Origin of the sequence: Quadrisphaera sp. INWT6 (genome assembly GCF_015390235.1) — a bacterium.
Lineage (GTDB): Bacteria > Actinomycetota > Actinomycetes > Actinomycetales > Quadrisphaeraceae > Quadrisphaera.
In genome coordinates this window covers 78,563-95,037 of sequence record NZ_VUOH01000001.1, presented here as the reverse complement: position 1 = coordinate 95,037, position 16,475 = coordinate 78,563, and the positions used below count along the sequence as shown (strand labels likewise).

Genomic DNA, 16,475 nt, shown 5'->3' with positions numbered 1-16,475 from the left:
GCGCCGCACGGCTCGCGCGCAGGGGACCATCAGCCGGTGGGAGCAGCCGGATCGCCGTCGACCACCGGACCGGACGCCAAGCGAGGGCTGCGCGCCGGGGTGCGCGCCGCCCGCCGGGCGCTGGACGACGACGAGCGCGCCGCCCTCGACGCCGACCTGGCCGCGGCGGCGCTGGGTCCGGGGTCCCCGCTCGCGGCGCTGACGGCGGGGTCGGTGGTGGCGCTGTACGACGCGACGCCGACCGAGCCCGGCACGCGAGGGCTGCGCGCGGCGCTGGCGGCGCGGGGCGTCGTCGTCGTCCTGCCGGTGGTGGTCGGGCCCGACGCTCCCCTGGCCTGGCGGCTGGACGTCGCCGCCGCCGACGGGCCCGGCGCCGCCGGCGGCGAGACCCACCGGCCCGAGGGGGTCGACGACGCCGCGGTGGTGCTGCTCCCGGCGCTGGCGGTCGACGGCGCCGGCACGCGCCTGGGCCAGGGCGGCGGGCACTACGACCGGACCCTGGCCCTCCTGCCCCCCACCCGCCCGGGGCGGCCGGTGCTGGCGGCGGTGGTCCGCGACCCCGAGCTCCTGCCCGCCGGGTCGCTGCCGCGTGAGGCCCACGACGTCCCGGTCGACGCGGCCCTCACGCCGTCGGGGTGGCACGACCTGCGGTGATCCACACCCCGCGGGTGACCTCGCGCCGGTAGCGTGCGGAGCCCATCACCTCGCGCGCCCCAGGGTCGCCGCCGGAACCTCGACGGGAGGGCCCCTTGACGGTCGACGACCTCAACACCGCCGTCCTGCTGGGCGCCCTCGTGCTGGTGGCCGCGGTGTTCGCCGTCCGCCTCTCGGTCGGCACCGGCACCCCGTCGCTGCTGCTCTACCTGGCCCTGGGCGTCGCCATCGGCGAGGACGGGCTGGGCATCCAGTTCGACGACTACGACCTCACCCAGGTGCTCGGCTACGCCGCGCTGGTGCTGATCCTCGCCGAGGGCGGGCTGACCACGCGGTGGTCGTCCATCCGGGGGGCCATCGCCCCGGCGGCCCTGCTCGCGACGCTGGGGACGGTCATCTCGATCGTCGTCATCGGCACGGTGGCGCACCTGCTCCTCGACGTCGGGTGGGCCACCGGGATGCTGCTCGGCGCGGTGGTCTCCTCCACCGACGCCGCCGCGGTGTTCTCCGTGCTGCGCCGCGCCCCGCTGCCCAGCCGCCTGGGCGGCCTGCTGGAGGCGGAGTCGGGCTTCAACGACGCCCCCGTCGTCATCGCGGTCGTCTCCCTCACCACCGTGCTCGGCGGTGGGGGCGGTGAGCACTCCTGGTGGTTCCTCGGGGTCGAGGCGGCCGGTGAGCTGCTGGGCGGGGCCGCGATCGGCCTGGCCCTCGGGGTGCTCGGGGCGATGGGCCTGCGGCGCGTGGCGCTGCCCGCCTCCGGCCTGTACCCGATCACCGTGCTGGGCGTCTGCGCGCTCGCGTACGGGCTGTCGGCCGAGCTGCACACGTCGGGGTTCATCGCCGTGTACCTGGCCGGGCTGGTGCTCGGCAACGCCGAGCTGCCCCACCGCCCGGCCACCCGCGGGTTCGCCGAGGGCGTCGGCTGGCTGGCGCAGATCGGCCTCTTCGTGCTGCTGGGGCTCCTGGTCTCGCCCCAGGACATCCCGTCCCAGGTGGTGCCGGCGCTCGTCGTCGGCTTCGCGCTGCTGCTGGTGGCGCGGCCGCTGTCGGTGCTGCTCTCGGTCTCGTGGTTCCGGGTGCCCCTGCGCGACCAGGTCATCCTCAGCTGGGGCGGGCTGCGCGGCGCGGTGCCCATCGTGCTGGCCACGGTCCCGGCGGCGGCGGGGGTGCCGGGCACCGAGGGCGTGGTCGAGATGGTGTTCGTGCTGGTCGTGGCGTTCACGCTGGTGCAGGCCCCGACCCTGCCGTGGCTGGCGCGGCGCCTGGGCATCAGCGAGCCCGCGGTGCGCGACCTGGAGGTCGAGTCCAGCCCGCTGGAGGAGATCGGCGCCGACGTCCTGCAGGTCAAGGTGGGGCCCACCTCGCACCTGCACGGCCTGGAGGTGTTCGAGCTGCGCCTGCCGGAGGGCGCCGAGGTCTCCCTGGTGGTCCGCGACGGCCGCGCCCGGGTGCCCGACCGCTCGACCACGCTGCGCCACGGCGACGACCTGCTCGTGGTGGCGGTGGCCGGCGTCCGCGAGGCCACCGAGGACCGGCTGCACGCGCTGTCGCAGCGCGGTCGCCTGGCCGGGTGGACGACGCCGGGCGCCACCCGCCTGCCGGAGCTGCGCCCCGCGCCGGGGCGCGACCGCAACGGGCTGCAGCACCAGCCGCCCCGCTGACGCCGCGCTGTGCGCCCGCGCGGTGGAACCGGCCGCCACCAGGCGGGCGGTCCGTGCGACGGCGGTAGCATTGGCACTCGGATCGCGCGAGTGCCAACCGGCCGCGCGGACCGACGCCGCCGTGACCTGCTCGAGGAGCCTGCCGTGCCCACGTACGCCTACACCTGCACCGCCTGCGCCCACAGCCTCGAGGCGAAGCAGTCCTTCACCGACGCCGCGCTGACCGAGTGCCCGGAGTGCGGCGGCCGCCTGCGCAAGCGCTTCGACGCCGTGGGCGTCGTCTTCAAGGGCAGCGGCTTCTACCGCACCGACTCCCGCAGCGACGGCAAGAGCGGCGGCTCGTCCAGCGGCTCGAGCGCCTCGGGCTCGTCGTCCAGCGGCTCCAGCTCCAGCAGCTCGGGGTCCAGCGACAGCTCGTCCAGCAGCTCGACCTCCTCGACGGGCGGCTCGTCGAGCTCGGGCTCGTCGTCCAGCGGCTCGGGCTCGTCCAGCGCGCCGTCGACGTCCAGCTCCTCCAGCTGACCCGCTGCTGGTCTCGTGACCGGCTGACCGGTCGCCCGAGCGCCCGCCGCTCCGCCCCCGGGCGGGCCGGCGGGCGCCTCTGTCCACAGACCCGCGCCCGCCACCAGCGGCGACCCGCCCCGCCGCGGCACGCTGCGGCGATGACCTCCGCTCCGTGGCGCCCGGCGCCCCCCTGGTCTCCTCCTCAGCCCCGGCGCCCTGGCACCGGAGCCGTCGGCCGCTCCCCGGGCAGCACCGGTGACCGGGCCGCCGCGGCGTGGCGGCGCCTGAGGCGCACCGCCCGGCGCGCGCGGCGCCCGGTGGCGGCCCTGCTGCTCGCCTCGGCCACGGCGCTCGTGGTCCACGCCGCCGTGCGCCCGCCCGCGGTCTCCGGTGCCGCGACGGTGGTCGTCGCCACCCGCGACCTGCCTGCGGGCGCCTCCCCCGCCTCCGGCACCCAGGTGGTCCGGCTGCCGGCCGAGGCGGTGCCCGAGGGGGCGCTGACCCCGTCGAGCCCGGCGCTGGCCGACGGGTCGCGGCTGGCCGCCCCGGTGCGCCGCGGCGAGGTGCTCACCGACGTCCGCCTCACCGGGGCCGCGGGCCTGCTGGCGTCCCTGGGGCCCGGTGAGGTCGCGCTGCCGGTGCCGGTGGCCTCTCCCCTCCCGGAGGGGCTGGTCTCCCCCGGTCAGCGCGTCGCGGTGCTGGCCGGCGAGGCGTCCGGCGGGTGGGCTGCCGACGGGGTGGCCCCGCCGGAGCCGCTGGTCGGCAGCGCCCTGGTGCTCGCCGTGAACCGCGACCCCGTCGCCTCGGGGCTGCTGACGCGCAGTGGCGGGTCCACCGCGGTGGTGCTGGCGCTGGCGCAGGACGACGCCGCGCGCGTCGCCTCGGCGGCGGCCGGCGGCGGCGTGGTGCTGGCCGTCACCGGCTGACCGGCACGACCCGGCGGCGTCAGCCCCAGTGCGGCGGGCGGTCGGCCAGGAGCCGCTCGGCCTCGGCGGCCCAGGCCCGCTCGTCCGCCACCCCGCCACCCCGCGCCACCGTCCCGCTGTCGCTCCCGGTCACCGGGCCGGGGGCCGGGGCGGCGGCGGGCACGCCCTCGTCGTCGGACCCGCCGGCCCAGGTGGGCAGCCGGTCCTCGAAGGCGTCCCCGGGCGCTCCCGTGGGCGCCGCGACGACGCGGCGCGGGCGCGACCCGGGCTGCCGGGAGCCGCGCGCCCCCGCCGGCCGGTGGGGGTCGCGCGGCTCAGCCACGGGTCGACAGCTCCCGCAGCACCGCGGCGACGGGACCGGTCGGGTCGTCGAACAGCTCGCGGGCGCTCACCCGCACCGTGCGCCACCCCAGGTGGCCGAGCTGCTCGGGGACCACCAGCTCGCGCTGCACCAGGTCGCCGACGGGGTCGTCGTCGGTGGCGGTGGGCAGGTCGGTCAGGACGGCGACGGCGGGGCCGTCGGCGTCCGCGGGGAGCACGACCAGCTCGGGCACGGACCCGGTGGTGAGCGGCCGGGCCCCGCGCGCGGCGAGGCGCTCGGCCAGGCGCGCCAGCAGCGGGTCGACGGCGGGTGCCCCGTCCCCGCTGGGCACGGCTGCTGCGGCCCGGCGAGCCGCGGCCCGCCCGCCGGGAGCGGCGGAGCCGCGACGCCCCGGACCGCCGTCACCGGGCGCTGCGGTGGTGGGCGAGCCCGCCGGCAGCGCCGTGCGGGCGCGCGCGGCCCGCAGGGCGTCGAGCGCGTCGGCCGAGGGCGGCTCCTCCAGGGCCAGGAGCAGCTCGCGCAGCGCCACCGCTCCCGGGGACGTCAGCTTGGCCGGCTCCAGCACCTCGCCGGCGACGCAGCTGACCACCGTCAGGCGGCGCCGGGCGCGGGTGAGGGCCGCCGCCAGGGCGCGGTGGCCGTCGGCGTCGTCCAGGGGTCCGAAGCGGTGCACGAACTGCCCCAGCGGGGAGACGCCCAGCCCGACGGAGAGCACGACGGCGTCGCGCACGGTGTCGGCGCAGCGCTCGACGTCGGTGACCACGAAGCTCTCGCGGCGCCGCTGGCGCAGGAACGCCGCGAGCTCGGGCCGGTGGGGCAGGGCCGCGCGGACGGCGTCGGCGATGCGGCGGGCGTGGGGGCGGGTCAGGGCCACGACGGCCAGCGACTCGTGGGGGTGCTCGCGCACGTGCGCGAGCACCAGGTCGACCACGGCCGCGACCTCGCCGTCGGGGCTCTCCACCACGCCCTGGGAGTCGGGGCGGCCCGTGACGTCGCTGACGCGCCGCAGGCGCACCGGCGGCCGGCCGGGCGGGCAGGGCACCGCGTGCTCACCGGTGGTGGTGCCCGGCACCACGCGCGAGAGCGCCGCCAGCTGCAGGGGCATCCGGTGCTGCCAGGCGAGGCGGACGGTGGGGAGCACCTGCTCGAGGGCGTCGAAGACGCTGCGGCGCGAGCCGCGGGGCAGGGGGGCCTCGTCGGAGCGCCGGGGCGCCACGCGCACCGGCGTCGGGCCGCCGGGGTCGCCGACCACCACGAGCTGCGCGCCGGCGGAGGCCGCCAGCACCGCCTCGGGCACGCCGACGCGGTGGGCGGCGAGCACGAGCACGACGTCGTAGGTGCGGCCCGAGGCGAGCTCGGCGGACAGCGCCAGCGGGCCCGTCACGCGGCAGGGGGCCTCGGCGGCCAGCGCGGTGGTGCCCCGCACCCGGTGCACGGCGGTGGCGCGGCGGCGCTTCTCCTGCGCGGCGAGGGCCTGGGCGGCGGCCGCGTGCCCGACGGTGTCGAGGCCGGCCAGCGCGCTGTCGGCGGCGGTGAGGGTGTCGAGCACCGAGCGCCACCACGAGCGCTCCAGCTCGACGACGGCCTGGTCGGGGTCCAGGCCGCGGCGGCGGGCCTCCTCGAGCAGCGGCACCAGGCCGCGCCGCTCCAGGGCGGCGAGCAGGGAGGCGCGCTGGGGCAGGTCCTCGAGGGCGCCGGAGTCGGCGGCGAGCGCGCCGAGCCGCTCGCCGAGGACGTGCCAGGGCTCGTCCGCCAGGCCTCCCCCGCCGGTGGTGGGTGCGAGCACGGCGGACAGGGCCGTGACCTGGGCGACCACCTGCTGGAGCACGACCTCAGCGGCCGGCACCCCCTGCGGGACGCGCGGCGGGGCGCCGGCGGCGTCCTCGGCGCGCCACGACTCCCAGTCGAGGCGGGCCCGCTCGGCCCGCACCAGGGCGCCGTGCAGGTCGTCGACGAGGACGCCGGGGCGCAGCAGCTCGCGCGCGGCGCGCTCGAGGCGCCGGCGCTCGAACATGCCGTACCGCGGACCGGCCGCGCGGGCGCCCGGAGGCGCCGTCGCGTCGATGAGCTGGCCCAGGGGCCGCTCGAAGACGGCGGGGAGGAAGGAGTCGAGGCAGTCGCGCACCCGGGCGAGCAGGTCGAGCTGGGCCTGCACGTCGGCGACGCAGCCGGGCACGCGCAGCCCGCTGCCGCCGGCGAGGGCGGTGGCCTGGCGGCGCAGGGCCGGGAGCAGGTCGTCGCGCAGGGCGGTGACCTCGTCGAGGGCCTCCACCGCCTCGGCGCGGCTGCCGAGGGCGGCCCCCGACCAGGCGGTGTCGCCGGCGCGGGCGGCCAGCGCCCCGAGCTCGACGGCCTCGCGCAGCTCGACGGCCGCGGCGTCGCGGGCGGAGGGGTCCATGGCGCGCAGCGCGGCCGGCGCCAGGCGCACGGGGTCGGGGCCGGGGGGCAGCACGGCGAGGGCGGCCATCGCCTGCAGGGCGGAGACCCCCCACGGGCCGCGCCGCAGGTGCAGCGCCGCGCGGTGGCGCCCGAGGGCGGCGACGACGTCGTCCTGACCCGCTGCGGCGCTCGCACCGGGGGTCGTGCCGCCGGTGGGGACGACGGGCGGCTCGACCGGGACCACCGGCAGCGGCCCGGTGGCGTTGTGGTCGACGGCGCCGGTGGCGTCGGCGAGGAGGTCGCCCAGGCCGCGGGCGGCGAGGCGGCGGGCGACGTCCTCGGCCTCCTGCTGCTGGCCGGCGACGAGGAGCACGCTGCGCCCGGTGGCGGCCAGCGCCGCGACCGTCGTGGCCGCGACCTGGGTGGCTCCCGTGCCGGGGCCGGCCTCCACCCGCACCGAGCGGCCGGAGAGCACGGTGTCGAGCACGCGGCGCTGGGAGGCGTCCAGCGGGAGCACCTGCACGTCGTCCGGGTCGACGCCGCGCGCACCGGCGGGCAGCGCCGTGGTGGCCGAGGGCTGCTGGAGGCGCGCGCGGGCGGCGGTGTCACCGGACAGGGCGAGCACCACGTCGGAGGACCCGAGCCGCTCGGAGACCCTGTCGAGGTCGGCGACCAGCGACCTGGCGACGTCGACGAGCACCGTGACCAGCAGACCGGGCTTGACCTGCACGTCGGGCGCGGAGACGCGGGTGAGGGAGCGCAGGCGCTCCAGGGCGGGCGCCGGGTCGAAGCCGTGCGTGTGCACCGACAGGGCGGCGAGCGCCACCGGGTCGACGGGCACGCCGCGGCGCTCCAGCTCGCGCACGAGGGCGGGGTTGGTGCGGACCGGCCCGCCGAGCCCGATCTCGTAGTCGACGGGGCCCGCGCCGCGCGCGTGGAGCTCGGCGGGGCGCAGGAGCAGCGGGGTGCTGACGGTGGCGCCCGTGGCCTCGTCGCGCCAGGACGCGAGGCCCACGGCGAGCACGCAGGCCTGCAGCCCGTGCTCGTCGGCGAGGGCGGCGGCCTCGCCGCGGATGGCGCGGGCCCGGCGGCGGGCCTCGTCGAGGGCCCCGGGCTCGCGGAACAGGTGCGACAGGCGGGTGGGGCGGCCGGCGAGCAGCATCGCGCCGCCGGAGGGGTGGGCGGCGCCGAGGTCGAGGGAGCCCTCGCGCAGGTCCTCGGCGTCCATGAGGGGCTCGGGGCCGCCCAGGGAGGCCAGCTCGTTGCGCCAGCCGGCCACGGCCCCGGCCAGGCCGCGCACGGGGGCGCGACGCGCCGCGGGCCTCGGCTCGTCGCGCGGCTGGCGGTCCTGGGGCGCAGGGGACTCCTGCGGACGCCGGACGTCGACCGCGTCGTCGTCACCGGGCGTGCCGGGTGTGCCGGGCGCCGCGGAGGCGGCTCCGGGGGCTCGGTCGGGCTGCTGCCCGCCGGCGGCCCCGGCGCGGGGACCGCCGCCCGCGGCGCCAGCAGCACCAGCAGCGTCGCCAGCCACGCCCATCAGCCCTTGAGTCACCCGGAAAGGCTAGTGCGCCGCGCCGGTGGTCAGCACGGCCGCGCCGGTCGCCGCGCCGGGTCGGGCGCCGGGGCGTCTGCCGGGGGTGGGACGGGCCCGCACCGGCGGGCTCACCGGCCCGGCTGCGGCCGCCGCGCCCCGCGGCTGCTCCCGGCTACCCTGGACCCGCGCCCTGGTAGCTCAGCGGAAGAGCAACCGCCTCCTAAGCGGTAGGTCGCGGGTTCGAGTCCCGCCTGGGGCACCACGTGCCGCCCACCGCCCCGCCAGCCCCTCCCGGGGCGCGGGGCGGGGTCGGGGCCCCCAGCCGCGCAGCCGGTCGCTCAGTCGGCCGCTGCGGCGGCGCGCTCGGCGCGGGGCGACGCCGTCAGCATCTTCGCCTCGTACCGGGAGAAGCCCAGCAGCGCGGGGAGCAGCAGCGGGGGGAGCACGAGGGCCAGCCACATCATGACCGTGAGGGTGCCCACGTCCGCCGGAGCCGAACCTCGCCGTGTCCGTTTCGTGACCCTTGCAACACAATCGTTACACCAGCCCCACCCGTCACACGAGTCACACGCGTCACTGCGCGAGGCGGTCGACGACCGCCCCGAAGACCGGCGGGGCCGCCACCGCCAGCGGTACGAGCCCGGCGCGCAGGGGCGCTGGGCGCGACGCCGCCAGCAGGGCCGCCGTCACCACCCGGAACGAGCGCGTCTCCCGGCGCCAGGCGCACTCGTAGGCGTCGGCGACCCAGCGCGAGCGGCCGGTCGTGAGCGCCCGCACGGCAGCCTCCGCCGCCGCCAGCCCGACCCGCAGCCCCTCCCCCGTCAGGGCGTCGACGTAGCCGGCGGCGTCACCCGCCAGCAGCACCCGGCCGCTCGCCACGCCGCGGGCGCGCTGGCGCAGGGGGCCCGCCCCGCGCGCCGCCGTCGTCCAGCCAGCCCCCTGCAGCCGCTCGACCAGGCCGGGCAGCTGCGCGAGCCCCGCCTCGAAGGAGGTGCCGCGCGGACCGAGCACGGCCACCCCGACCTCCTGCGGCCCGACGGGCGTGACGTAGCCCTCGACGTCTCGCCCCCAGTGCACCTCGACGCGGGAGCTCCACGGCGCCACCGCCGCGTGCCTCCTGACCCCGAACCGCGCTGACCAGCGCGCTCCGGGGCGCCCGGCGGCCACCTCCAGGCCCGCCGCGCGGCGCACCGCCGAGTGCAGCCCGTCGCAGCCCAGCACCCAGCGCCCCCGCACCGGCCCGTCGTCGGTGGCCAGCTGCACCCGCGCGCCGTCCTGGGCGAGGTCGAGCACCCGGGAGCGCCTGACCGGCACCCCGACCTCGAGGACCCGCGCCGCCAGCGCGGCGTGGAGCGCGGTGCGGCGCACGCCCCGCCCGGGCCCCGCGGCGAAGTCGTGCTCGGCGCGCCAGGCGCGGCCCCCCGGCCCCTGCGAGGAGTAGGCGATGCCCGTCAGGAGCGCCCCCGGCGGGTCCACGCCCAGGTCCCGCACGGCAGCGAGCGCTCCGGGCAGCAGGCCCTCGCCGCACGCCTTGTCCACCGGTGCCGCCGGGTCGACGCCCCGCGGCTCGAGGACGACGACGTCCAGACCCGCCGCGGCGGCCCGCAGCGCGCCCGCCAGGCCCACCGGCCCGCCGCCGACCACCACGAGGTCGTGCACGGGACCGCCGGGAGGCACCTCAGGCCCCGGCGCGGGCGTCGCGCAGCCGCGCGAGGGCCGCGTCCTCCGCGGGGATCCGGTAGCGCAGCAGCAGGACCCCGTTGAGCACCGTGAAGACGACGGCGGTGACCCACGCGCCGTGCACCAGCGGCAGCGCGACGCCCTCGACGGCCACCACCAGGTAGTTCGGGTGCGGCAGCCACCGGTGGCGGTAGGGGCCGCCCGTGACCCGGGGCAGCCCGGGGACCACGACCACCCGGGTGTTCCACTGCCGGCCCAGCGCGTGCATGCACCACATCCGCAGCGCCTGGGTGAGCACGAGCACCACCAGCATCGTCCAGCCGAGCGCCGGCACGAACGGCCTGTCGAGGGCCACCACCTCGACCAGGCACCCGGCCAGGAAGGCGGTGTGCAGCGCGACCATCGCCGGGAAGTGCCCCTGGCCGCTCTCGACGCCGCCGCGCTCCAGCGCCCAGGCGAGGTTGCGGCGGCTGACCGCCAGCTCGACGAGCCGCCACAGCCCCACCGCGAGGAGGAGGAGGGCGTACCACCCGGTGCTGCTCACGCGACGTCCTCCTGGTCGGTCGAGGGTCCGGTCCACTCCAGCAGCACCAGCTCGGCGCTGAACCCCGGGCCGAGCGCGAACAGCACGCCGCGCTCCCCCGCTCCGGGCGGCTGCGCCCCGTCGCGTCCGGCCAGGACGTCGGCGAGCACGTGCAGCACCGACGCCGACGACATGTTGCCCGCCCTCGCGAGCGACGCCCAGGAGGCGCCGAGCGCGCCGTCGTCCAGCGCGAGCGCCCGCTGCGCCGACTCGAGGACCTTGGGGCCGCCGGGGTGGGCGAACCAGCGGGTGACGCCGCCGGGGTCGAGGCCGTGCGGGGCGAGCAGCGCCTTCACGTCGTCGGCGAGGTGCGCCTCGACCACGTCGGCCAGCGACGCCGACAGCACGATGCGGAAGCCCGTGCCCCGACGTCCCAGCCGAGCAGGTCGGTGGTGCCCGGGTAGAGGTGGCTGCGGGTGCCGGCCACGCGGGGGTGCGACGGCCCGTCCAGGCCCAGCGCCGCGGCCCGGCGGTCGCCCAGCAGGACGGCGGCGGCCGCGCCGTCGCCGAAGAGCCCCGAGGCGACCAGGTTGGCGGTGGAGGCGTCGTCGCCCTGGACCGTCAGGGAGCAGAGCTCGACGCTGAGGAGCAGGGCGACGTCGTCGGGGTGGCCGACGAGGTGGTCGTGCAGGCGGGCCAGGCCCGAGGCCCCCGCGACGCACCCCAGGCCGAACAGCGGCAGGCGCTTGACGTCCTCGCGCAGCCCCAGCGGACCCACCAGGCGGGCGTCGAGGGAGGGCGCCGCGACGCCCGTGACCGTGGTGAACAGCACGACGTCGACGTCGTGCGGCTCCAGCCCGCACTGCGCGAGGGCGTCGCGGACGGCCCGCTCACCGAGGGCAGCCCCCTCGCGGAGCCAGGCGCCGTTGGCGAGCGTGAAGCCGCCCAGGTCCCCGTAGGCCTCCAGGGGCAGGGCCAGGTGGCGGCGCTCGACGCCGCCGTTGCGGTGCAGGCGGCGCAGCAGGGGCGCCCGGGCGCCGGCGGCGGTGCCGGGCGGGCAGACCAGGTCGACGAGCGCCTCGGTGATCTCCGCCTGCGGGTAGGACCGCTCGGGCAGCACCGGCGCCACCGCCACCACCCGCGTCACCGCTTCGCCCCCACCGCCTCACCCTCCCCGCAGGGGCGGCCTCCCGCCACCCACCCCACCCCACCTCCCCCGTGATCATGGACCTCCGGGGCACTCTCCGGTCGTGATCATGGGCGTCCGGAGCAGGCGCCGACGAGGGCGTCGGTCGCCACCGCCCGGGTCTCCCGCGGCACCCGCACCCGGACGGGGACGGCGGGGGCTCCGTCGAGGGAGAGCTGCAGCTGCGGGCTCGAGCCGCGCTCGTCGTCGGCCAGGGCGTGCGCGTCGCAGCGGGCGGGCTCGAGCACCACGGTGACGTCGGCGCACTGCTGCACGAGGTCGGCGCTCAGCCCCGGGACGCCCGACGACGACGTGGCCGGCGCTGACGCACTGCCCTCAGCGCAGCACCCCGAGCAAGGACGACCCTGCGCACCCCGACCACCGCTGCACCACAGCACGCCGCCCACGGTGCTCGAGACGCCCATGATCACGAGGGGATGGTGCTCCGGACTCCCATGATCACGCGGGGAGGCGGGTCAGGCGGACTTCGGGGACTTCGCCGACGTCGACGAGCGCTTCGCGGGGGCCTTGGCCGCGGCCTTGGTGGGGGCGCCGCGCTCGCGCGACGTCGAGCGCGTGGGCACCGGCTCGGCCGGGGCCTCCTGGCCCGAGGAGGCGGCCTCCCCGCGGCGGGCCTTGGCCCGCTCCACGCTGCGCTGCAGCGCGGCCATGAGGTCGACCACCTCGCCGTCGCCGTCCGCGCCGCCCTCGGAGGCCGCCGCGGGCGCCCGGCGCACCTCGCCGGAGGCGATCTTCTCCTCGACCAGCGCCTGCACCGCCTGGCGGTAGCCGTCGGCGTACTGCGACGGGTCGAAGTCCGCGGCGAGCGACTCCACCAGCGACGACGCCATCTTCAGCTCGGCGGGCTTGAGCTCGGCGCCGGAGCCGACCTCGAAGTCGGGCTCGCGGACCTCGTCGGGCCACAGCACGGTCTGCAGGCAGATGACGCCACCGCGCACCCGCAGCACCGCGAGGGTCTCGCGCTGGCGCAGGGCCACCTTGACGACGGCGACGCGCTCGGTCGCCACCAGCGCCTCGCGCAGCAGCGCGTACGGCTTGGCGGCGGACTTCTCGGGCTCGAGGTAGTACGCCTTGTCGTACAGCAGCGGGTCGACCTGCGCCTCGGGCACGAACTCGACGACCTCGATCTCGCGGCCGGTGGTCAGCGGCAGCTGCGCGAGGTCGGCGTCGGACAGGACGACGAGGTCGCCGTCCTCGGTCTCGTAGCCCTTGGCGATGTCGCCGTAGGCCACGGGCTCGCCGTCGACGCTGCAGGTGCGCTGGTAGCGGATGCGCCCGCCGTCAGCGGCGTGCACCTGGTGGAAGGAGACGTCCTTGGTGCCGGTGGCGGCGTAGAGGCGCACGGGCACGTTGACGAGCCCGAACGACACCGCTCCCTTCCAGATCGCGCGCATGCTGGTCAGCGTGCGCGCGCCGATCGGGCGATGACCACACCTGCTCACCCATCCGAGTCACCCCCGGGGACGAACACACGACATGGCCCAGACCACCTCCCCACCAGCGACGACGCCGCCCCCCAGCCGGCGCCGCCGGGGACCCGCGCGCGCCTCGGCGGCCCTGGCCGCCGTCATCGGCCTCGCCTCCGCCGGGCTGGCCCTCGGGGTGGCCCAGCTGGTCGCCGCTGCGGTCCGCCCGGAGTCCGCGCCGGTGCTGGCGATCGGGTCGGCGTTCATCGACAGGGTGCCGCCGTGGCTGAAGGACACGGCCATCCGGCTGTTCGGGACGAACGACAAGCTGGTGCTGCTGGGCTCGATGGCCCTCGTCATCGCGCTGCTCGCGGCGCTCGCCGGCGTCGCCGAGCGGTGGCGCCGCAGCGCGGGCCTGGTGCTGGTCGTCCTGTTCGGCGCGGTGGCCGTGGGCGCCGCGGTGACCCGCTCGGGCTCGGGCCCCTGGGACGCCGCGCCCGGCGTCGTCGGGTTCGCCGTCGGCGGTGTGGCGCTGCGGCTGCTGGTGGAGCGCCTTCGCGAGGCCGACGCCGCGGCCCCCGGGTCCGGCCCGAGCCGTCGCTCGGTCCTGGCGGTCACCGCGTGGGTGGCCGCCGCGGCCGCGGCCACCGGCGCTGCGGGCCGCGCGCTGGGGACGGCGGCCCGCGACGCCGTCGCCGCTCGCGCCGGGCTGCGCCTGCCGTCCCCCGCCTCGCCCGCGAGCGCGGTCCCGGCCGGTGTGGAGAACGGCGTGGCGGGCACCACGCCGTACATCACGCCGAACGCCGACTTCTACCGGATCGACACCGCCCTCACCGTTCCCGCGATCGACCCGGCGACGTGGTCGCTGCGCATCCGGGGCATGGTCGAGCAGGAGGTCGAGGTCAGCTTCGAGGAGCTGCTCGCCATGGACCTGGTCGAGGAGCGCGTGACGCTGACCTGCGTCTCCAACGAGGTCGGCGGCGGCCTGGCGGGCAACGCGACGTGGCTGGGCCTGCCGGTGGCGACCCTGCTGGAGCGCGCGCGCCCGCTGGCCGGCGCCGACATGGTGCTGTCGAAGAGCAGCGACGGCTTCAGCGCCTCCACGCCGATCGAGGCCCTGACCGACCCCGCCCGCGGCGCCCTGTTCGCGGTCGGCATGAACGGGGAGCCGCTGCCGCTGGAGCACGGGTTCCCCGTGCGGATGGTGGTGCCCGGCCTGTACGGCTTCGTGTCGGCCACCAAGTGGGTCGTGGAGCTGGAGGTCACGCGCTTCGCCGACGCGACGGCGTACTGGACCACGCGCGGCTGGTCGGACCACGGGCCCATCAAGACCGCCTCGCGCATCGACGTGCCGCGCGGCTTCGCGCAGGTGCCTCAGGGCACCGTGGCCGTCGGCGGGGTGGCCTGGGCGCAGACCCGGGGCATCACCGCCGTGGAGGTGCAGGTCGACGACGGCGAGTGGCAGCAGGCGACCCTCGCCGCGGAGGACGGGCTCGACACGTGGCGGCAGTGGTCGTACGCGTGGGACGCCGCCGCCGCGGGCGCGGGTCCGCACACGCTGCGGGTCCGGGCCACGGACGGCACCGGCGCGGTGCAGACCTCCGAGCGGGCCCGGCCGGCTCCCGACGGCTCCTCCGGGTGGCACTCGAGCACGGTCACCGTGGTCTGAGACCAGTCCGCCGCCGCCTCAGCTCCGAACCACCGGCGTCACCCCGCAGGTGACCCGACGCCCGCCCCGACCGGTTCCGACCGGACGGGGCGGGCGTTGCTGCATGCGGGGGTTGAACCACTCGTGACCCGATCGTGACCAATCCCCGTCCCACCCCGCGGCGAACCCGTCGTGTCAGCAAGCACGCACCGCCGCAGGGCGGTGCACCAGCAAGGGAGACCACCGTGAAGCGCTCGCTCGCCACCACCCTGTCCGTCGGTTCCAGCGCCCTCCTGGTCCTCGGCCTCGCCGCGTGCGGCGGCGGCACCTCCGACACCGGCTCGATGGACGACTCCGCGTCGATGACGCCGTCCGAGTCCTCCTCGATGACCCCCTCGGACACCATGACCTCCGACGCCGCGATGGCCTCCGGCCCGGTGGGCCCGGGCTGCGCCGCCTACGCCGCGCAGGTCCCCAGCGGTGCCGGCTCCGTCGAGGGCATGGCCGCCGACCCGGTGGCGACCGCCGCCAGCAACAACCCGCTGCTGACCACGCTGGTCTCCGCGGTCTCCGGCCAGCTGAACCCGAACGTGAACCTGGTCGACACCCTGAACGGCTCCGAGTTCACCGTCTTCGCGCCGGTCGACGACGCCTTCGCCAAGGTCGACCCGGCCACCATCGACACCCTGAAGACCGACTCGGCGCTGCTGACCAAGGTCCTCACGTACCACGTGGTCCCCGGCCAGCTCGACCCCGAGCAGGTCATCGGCACCCAGACCACCGTCGAGGGCCAGACCGTCGAGGTCGCCGGCACCCCCGACGCGCTGACCGTCAACGGCGCCAACGTCATCTGCGGCGGCGTGAAGACCGCCAACGCCACGGTGTACCTGATCGACGGCGTGCTCATGCCCCCGGCCTGACAGCTCTCCTGACGCACGGCCCCGTCGCCCCTGGTGGGCGGCGGGGCCGTCGTCGTCCCCCGTGCGGGCGCTCCCCGCGCGTCGCGCGACCGGGGTGCGGGCAGGCTGGGGCCGTGGACCCGACGCCGCAGGTCATCGAGATCGCCGGACGGCGCGTGCGGCTCACCCACCTCGACCGCGAGCTGTGGCCCGGTGGGCCCGCCACCCGCGCCACCACCAAGGCCGAGCTGGTCGGCTACGTCCTCGACGTCGCCCCCGCCCAGCTCCCCCAGCTCGCCGGGCGGCCGGTCACCAGGGTGCGCTGGCCGCAGGGGGTCACCGGGCCGCGCTTCTTCGAGAAGAACGCCCCCTCCGGCACGCCCCGGTGGGTGCGGACGGTCGAGGTCGAGGGGTCCGGCGGCGGCCGGTGGGGCTCGTCGCAGGACGACGACGCGGGCCCGGTGAGCTACCCGCTGGTCGACGACGAGGCCGGGCTCGTGTGGCTCGCCAACCTCTCGGCGCTGGAGCTGCACACGCCGCAGTGGCGCCTCCCGAGCGGCGTCGACGGCCCGGCCCACAGCCGCCAGCAGCACCCCGACCGGCTGGTGGTCGACCTCGACCCCGGTCCCGGCACGGGGCTCGCGGAGTGCTCCGAGCTGGCGGTGCTCGTCGCGGAGCGCCTCGCCGACGACGGCCTGACCGCCGTCCCCGTCACCTCCGGGAGCAAGGGGATGCAGCTGTACGCGCCGATCAGCGGCGCTCAGGGCGCCGACGTGGTGTCGGCCTACGCCAAGCGCCTCGCGGAGGGGCTGGCGAAGGACGTCGCGTGGGTCACCGCCGTGATGGCCAAGGACGTGCGGCGCGGCAGGGTGCTGCTCGACTGGAGCCAGAACAACGGCGCGAAGACCACCATCACGCCGTGGTCGCCGCGGGGCCGCGACCACCCGCAGGCCGCGGTGCCGCGCCGGTGGGACGAGCTCGGCGACGACCTGTTCCAGCTGTCGCTGTCCGAGGCCGCCGAGCGCTTCGCCACCGAGGGCGACCCCCTGGCCGGCGTCCTGACCCCCGACGCCCCGCCCGGCCCCCGCCTGCCCGAGCCCTGACCGGCCCCTGGCCCTGGCCCTGGCCCTGG

At 78.1% G+C, this 16,475-nt stretch carries 14 protein-coding genes, 1 tRNA gene and 1 pseudogene; 8 read left to right on the top strand and 8 right to left on the bottom strand.

The features are described 5' to 3' along the window. The first annotated feature begins 36 nt into the window (after positions 1-36). The 4 genes from F1641_RS00365 (at position 37) to F1641_RS00350 (ending at position 3,745) form a co-directional block, all read left to right on the top strand. Positions 37-654 (top strand): 5-formyltetrahydrofolate cyclo-ligase, encoded by a 618-nt coding sequence (locus F1641_RS00365; RefSeq protein ID WP_206690348.1) that lies wholly within the window; start codon positions 37-39, stop codon positions 652-654. A 95-nt stretch (positions 655-749) separates the two neighbouring features. Continuing rightward, on the top strand, positions 750-2,315 hold the full coding sequence (locus tag F1641_RS00360) for a potassium/proton antiporter (protein WP_194902532.1): 1,566 nt from the start codon (positions 750-752) through the stop codon (positions 2,313-2,315). Between the two features lie 144 nt (positions 2,316-2,459). After that, the gene (locus F1641_RS00355; RefSeq protein WP_194902531.1) at positions 2,460-2,837 is read left to right on the top strand and encodes an FmdB family zinc ribbon protein; all 378 of its coding nucleotides are present in this window, start codon (positions 2,460-2,462) and stop codon (positions 2,835-2,837) included. A 140-nt stretch (positions 2,838-2,977) separates the two neighbouring features. Then, positions 2,978-3,745, top strand: coding sequence for an RcpC/CpaB family pilus assembly protein (locus F1641_RS00350; RefSeq protein WP_194902530.1), 768 nt, complete (start codon positions 2,978-2,980; stop codon positions 3,743-3,745). Between the two features lie 19 nt (positions 3,746-3,764). Here F1641_RS00350 and F1641_RS00345 read toward each other — a convergent pair whose 3' ends face one another. After that, entirely contained in the window at positions 3,765-4,067 is a 303-nt protein-coding gene (locus F1641_RS00345; protein WP_194902529.1) for a hypothetical protein, read from the bottom strand. Further along, positions 4,060-7,998 carry a hypothetical protein gene (locus F1641_RS00340; RefSeq protein WP_194902528.1) on the bottom strand — a complete coding sequence of 1,313 codons (3,939 nt, stop codon included), beginning with the start codon at positions 7,996-7,998 and terminating at the stop codon, positions 4,060-4,062. Before F1641_RS00340 ends, F1641_RS00345 begins: the two co-directional genes overlap by 8 nt. Positions 7,999-8,167: 169 nt before the next feature. On the opposite strand from F1641_RS00340, the gene F1641_RS00335 reads away from it, so the two are divergent. Further along, positions 8,168-8,242, top strand: a tRNA-Arg gene (locus F1641_RS00335). Positions 8,243-8,318: 76 nt separating this feature from the next. Here F1641_RS00335 and F1641_RS20545 read toward each other — a convergent pair. The 6 genes and pseudogenes from F1641_RS20545 to F1641_RS00310 form a co-directional block, all read right to left on the bottom strand. After that, positions 8,319-8,444, bottom strand: a complete 126-nt coding sequence (locus F1641_RS20545) for a hypothetical protein (protein ID WP_255513823.1) — start codon at positions 8,442-8,444, stop codon at positions 8,319-8,321. 109 nt (positions 8,445-8,553) lie between these two features. Then, positions 8,554-9,657, bottom strand: a complete 1,104-nt coding sequence (locus F1641_RS00330; protein WP_219729462.1) for an FAD-dependent monooxygenase — start codon at positions 9,655-9,657, stop codon at positions 8,554-8,556. Position 9,658: 1 nt separating this feature from the next. After that, positions 9,659-10,204, bottom strand: coding sequence for an isoprenylcysteine carboxyl methyltransferase family protein (locus tag F1641_RS22665; RefSeq protein WP_194902527.1), 546 nt, complete (start codon positions 10,202-10,204; stop codon positions 9,659-9,661). Next, positions 10,201-11,330 (bottom strand): annotated as a pseudogene (locus F1641_RS00320) (type III polyketide synthase). The gene F1641_RS22665 and the pseudogene F1641_RS00320 overlap by 4 nt, the downstream one beginning before the upstream one ends. A gap of 107 nt (positions 11,331-11,437) precedes the next feature. Beyond that, the gene (locus F1641_RS00315) at positions 11,438-11,800 is read right to left on the bottom strand and encodes a hypothetical protein (protein WP_194902526.1); all 363 of its coding nucleotides are present in this window, start codon (positions 11,798-11,800) and stop codon (positions 11,438-11,440) included. 45 nt (positions 11,801-11,845) lie between these two features. After that, complete coding sequence (locus F1641_RS00310; RefSeq protein WP_194902525.1) at positions 11,846-12,784, bottom strand: Ku protein; 939 nt, start codon at positions 12,782-12,784, stop codon at positions 11,846-11,848. Positions 12,785-12,866: 82 nt separating this feature from the next. Between F1641_RS00310 and F1641_RS00305 the strand changes: the two genes are divergently transcribed. The 3 genes from F1641_RS00305 (at position 12,867) to ligD (ending at position 16,446) form a co-directional block, all read left to right on the top strand. Beyond that, positions 12,867-14,465, top strand: a complete 1,599-nt coding sequence (locus tag F1641_RS00305; RefSeq protein WP_194902524.1) for a molybdopterin-dependent oxidoreductase — start codon at positions 12,867-12,869, stop codon at positions 14,463-14,465. 224 nt (positions 14,466-14,689) lie between these two features. Next, on the top strand, positions 14,690-15,364 hold the full coding sequence (locus F1641_RS00300) for a fasciclin domain-containing protein (protein WP_309225283.1): 675 nt from the start codon (positions 14,690-14,692) through the stop codon (positions 15,362-15,364). A 113-nt stretch (positions 15,365-15,477) separates the two neighbouring features. Continuing rightward, positions 15,478-16,446 (top strand): non-homologous end-joining DNA ligase, encoded by a 969-nt coding sequence (gene ligD / locus F1641_RS00295; protein WP_194902523.1) that lies wholly within the window; start codon positions 15,478-15,480, stop codon positions 16,444-16,446. Positions 16,447-16,475: the final 29 nt, after the last annotated feature.

Excerpts from the sequence above, each read along its gene's own strand:
- F1641_RS20545 (WP_255513823.1), bottom strand. The coding sequence starts at position 8,444 with ATGATGTGGCTGGCCCTCGTGCTCCCCCCGCTGCTGCTCCCCGCGCTG.
- F1641_RS00305 (WP_194902524.1), top strand. The coding sequence starts at position 12,867 with ATGGCCCAGACCACCTCCCCACCAGCGACGACGCCGCCCCCCAGCCGG.
- F1641_RS00310 (WP_194902525.1), bottom strand. The coding sequence starts at position 12,784 with ATGCGCGCGATCTGGAAGGGAGCGGTGTCGTTCGGGCTCGTCAACGTG.
- F1641_RS00350 (WP_194902530.1), top strand. The coding sequence starts at position 2,978 with ATGACCTCCGCTCCGTGGCGCCCGGCGCCCCCCTGGTCTCCTCCTCAG.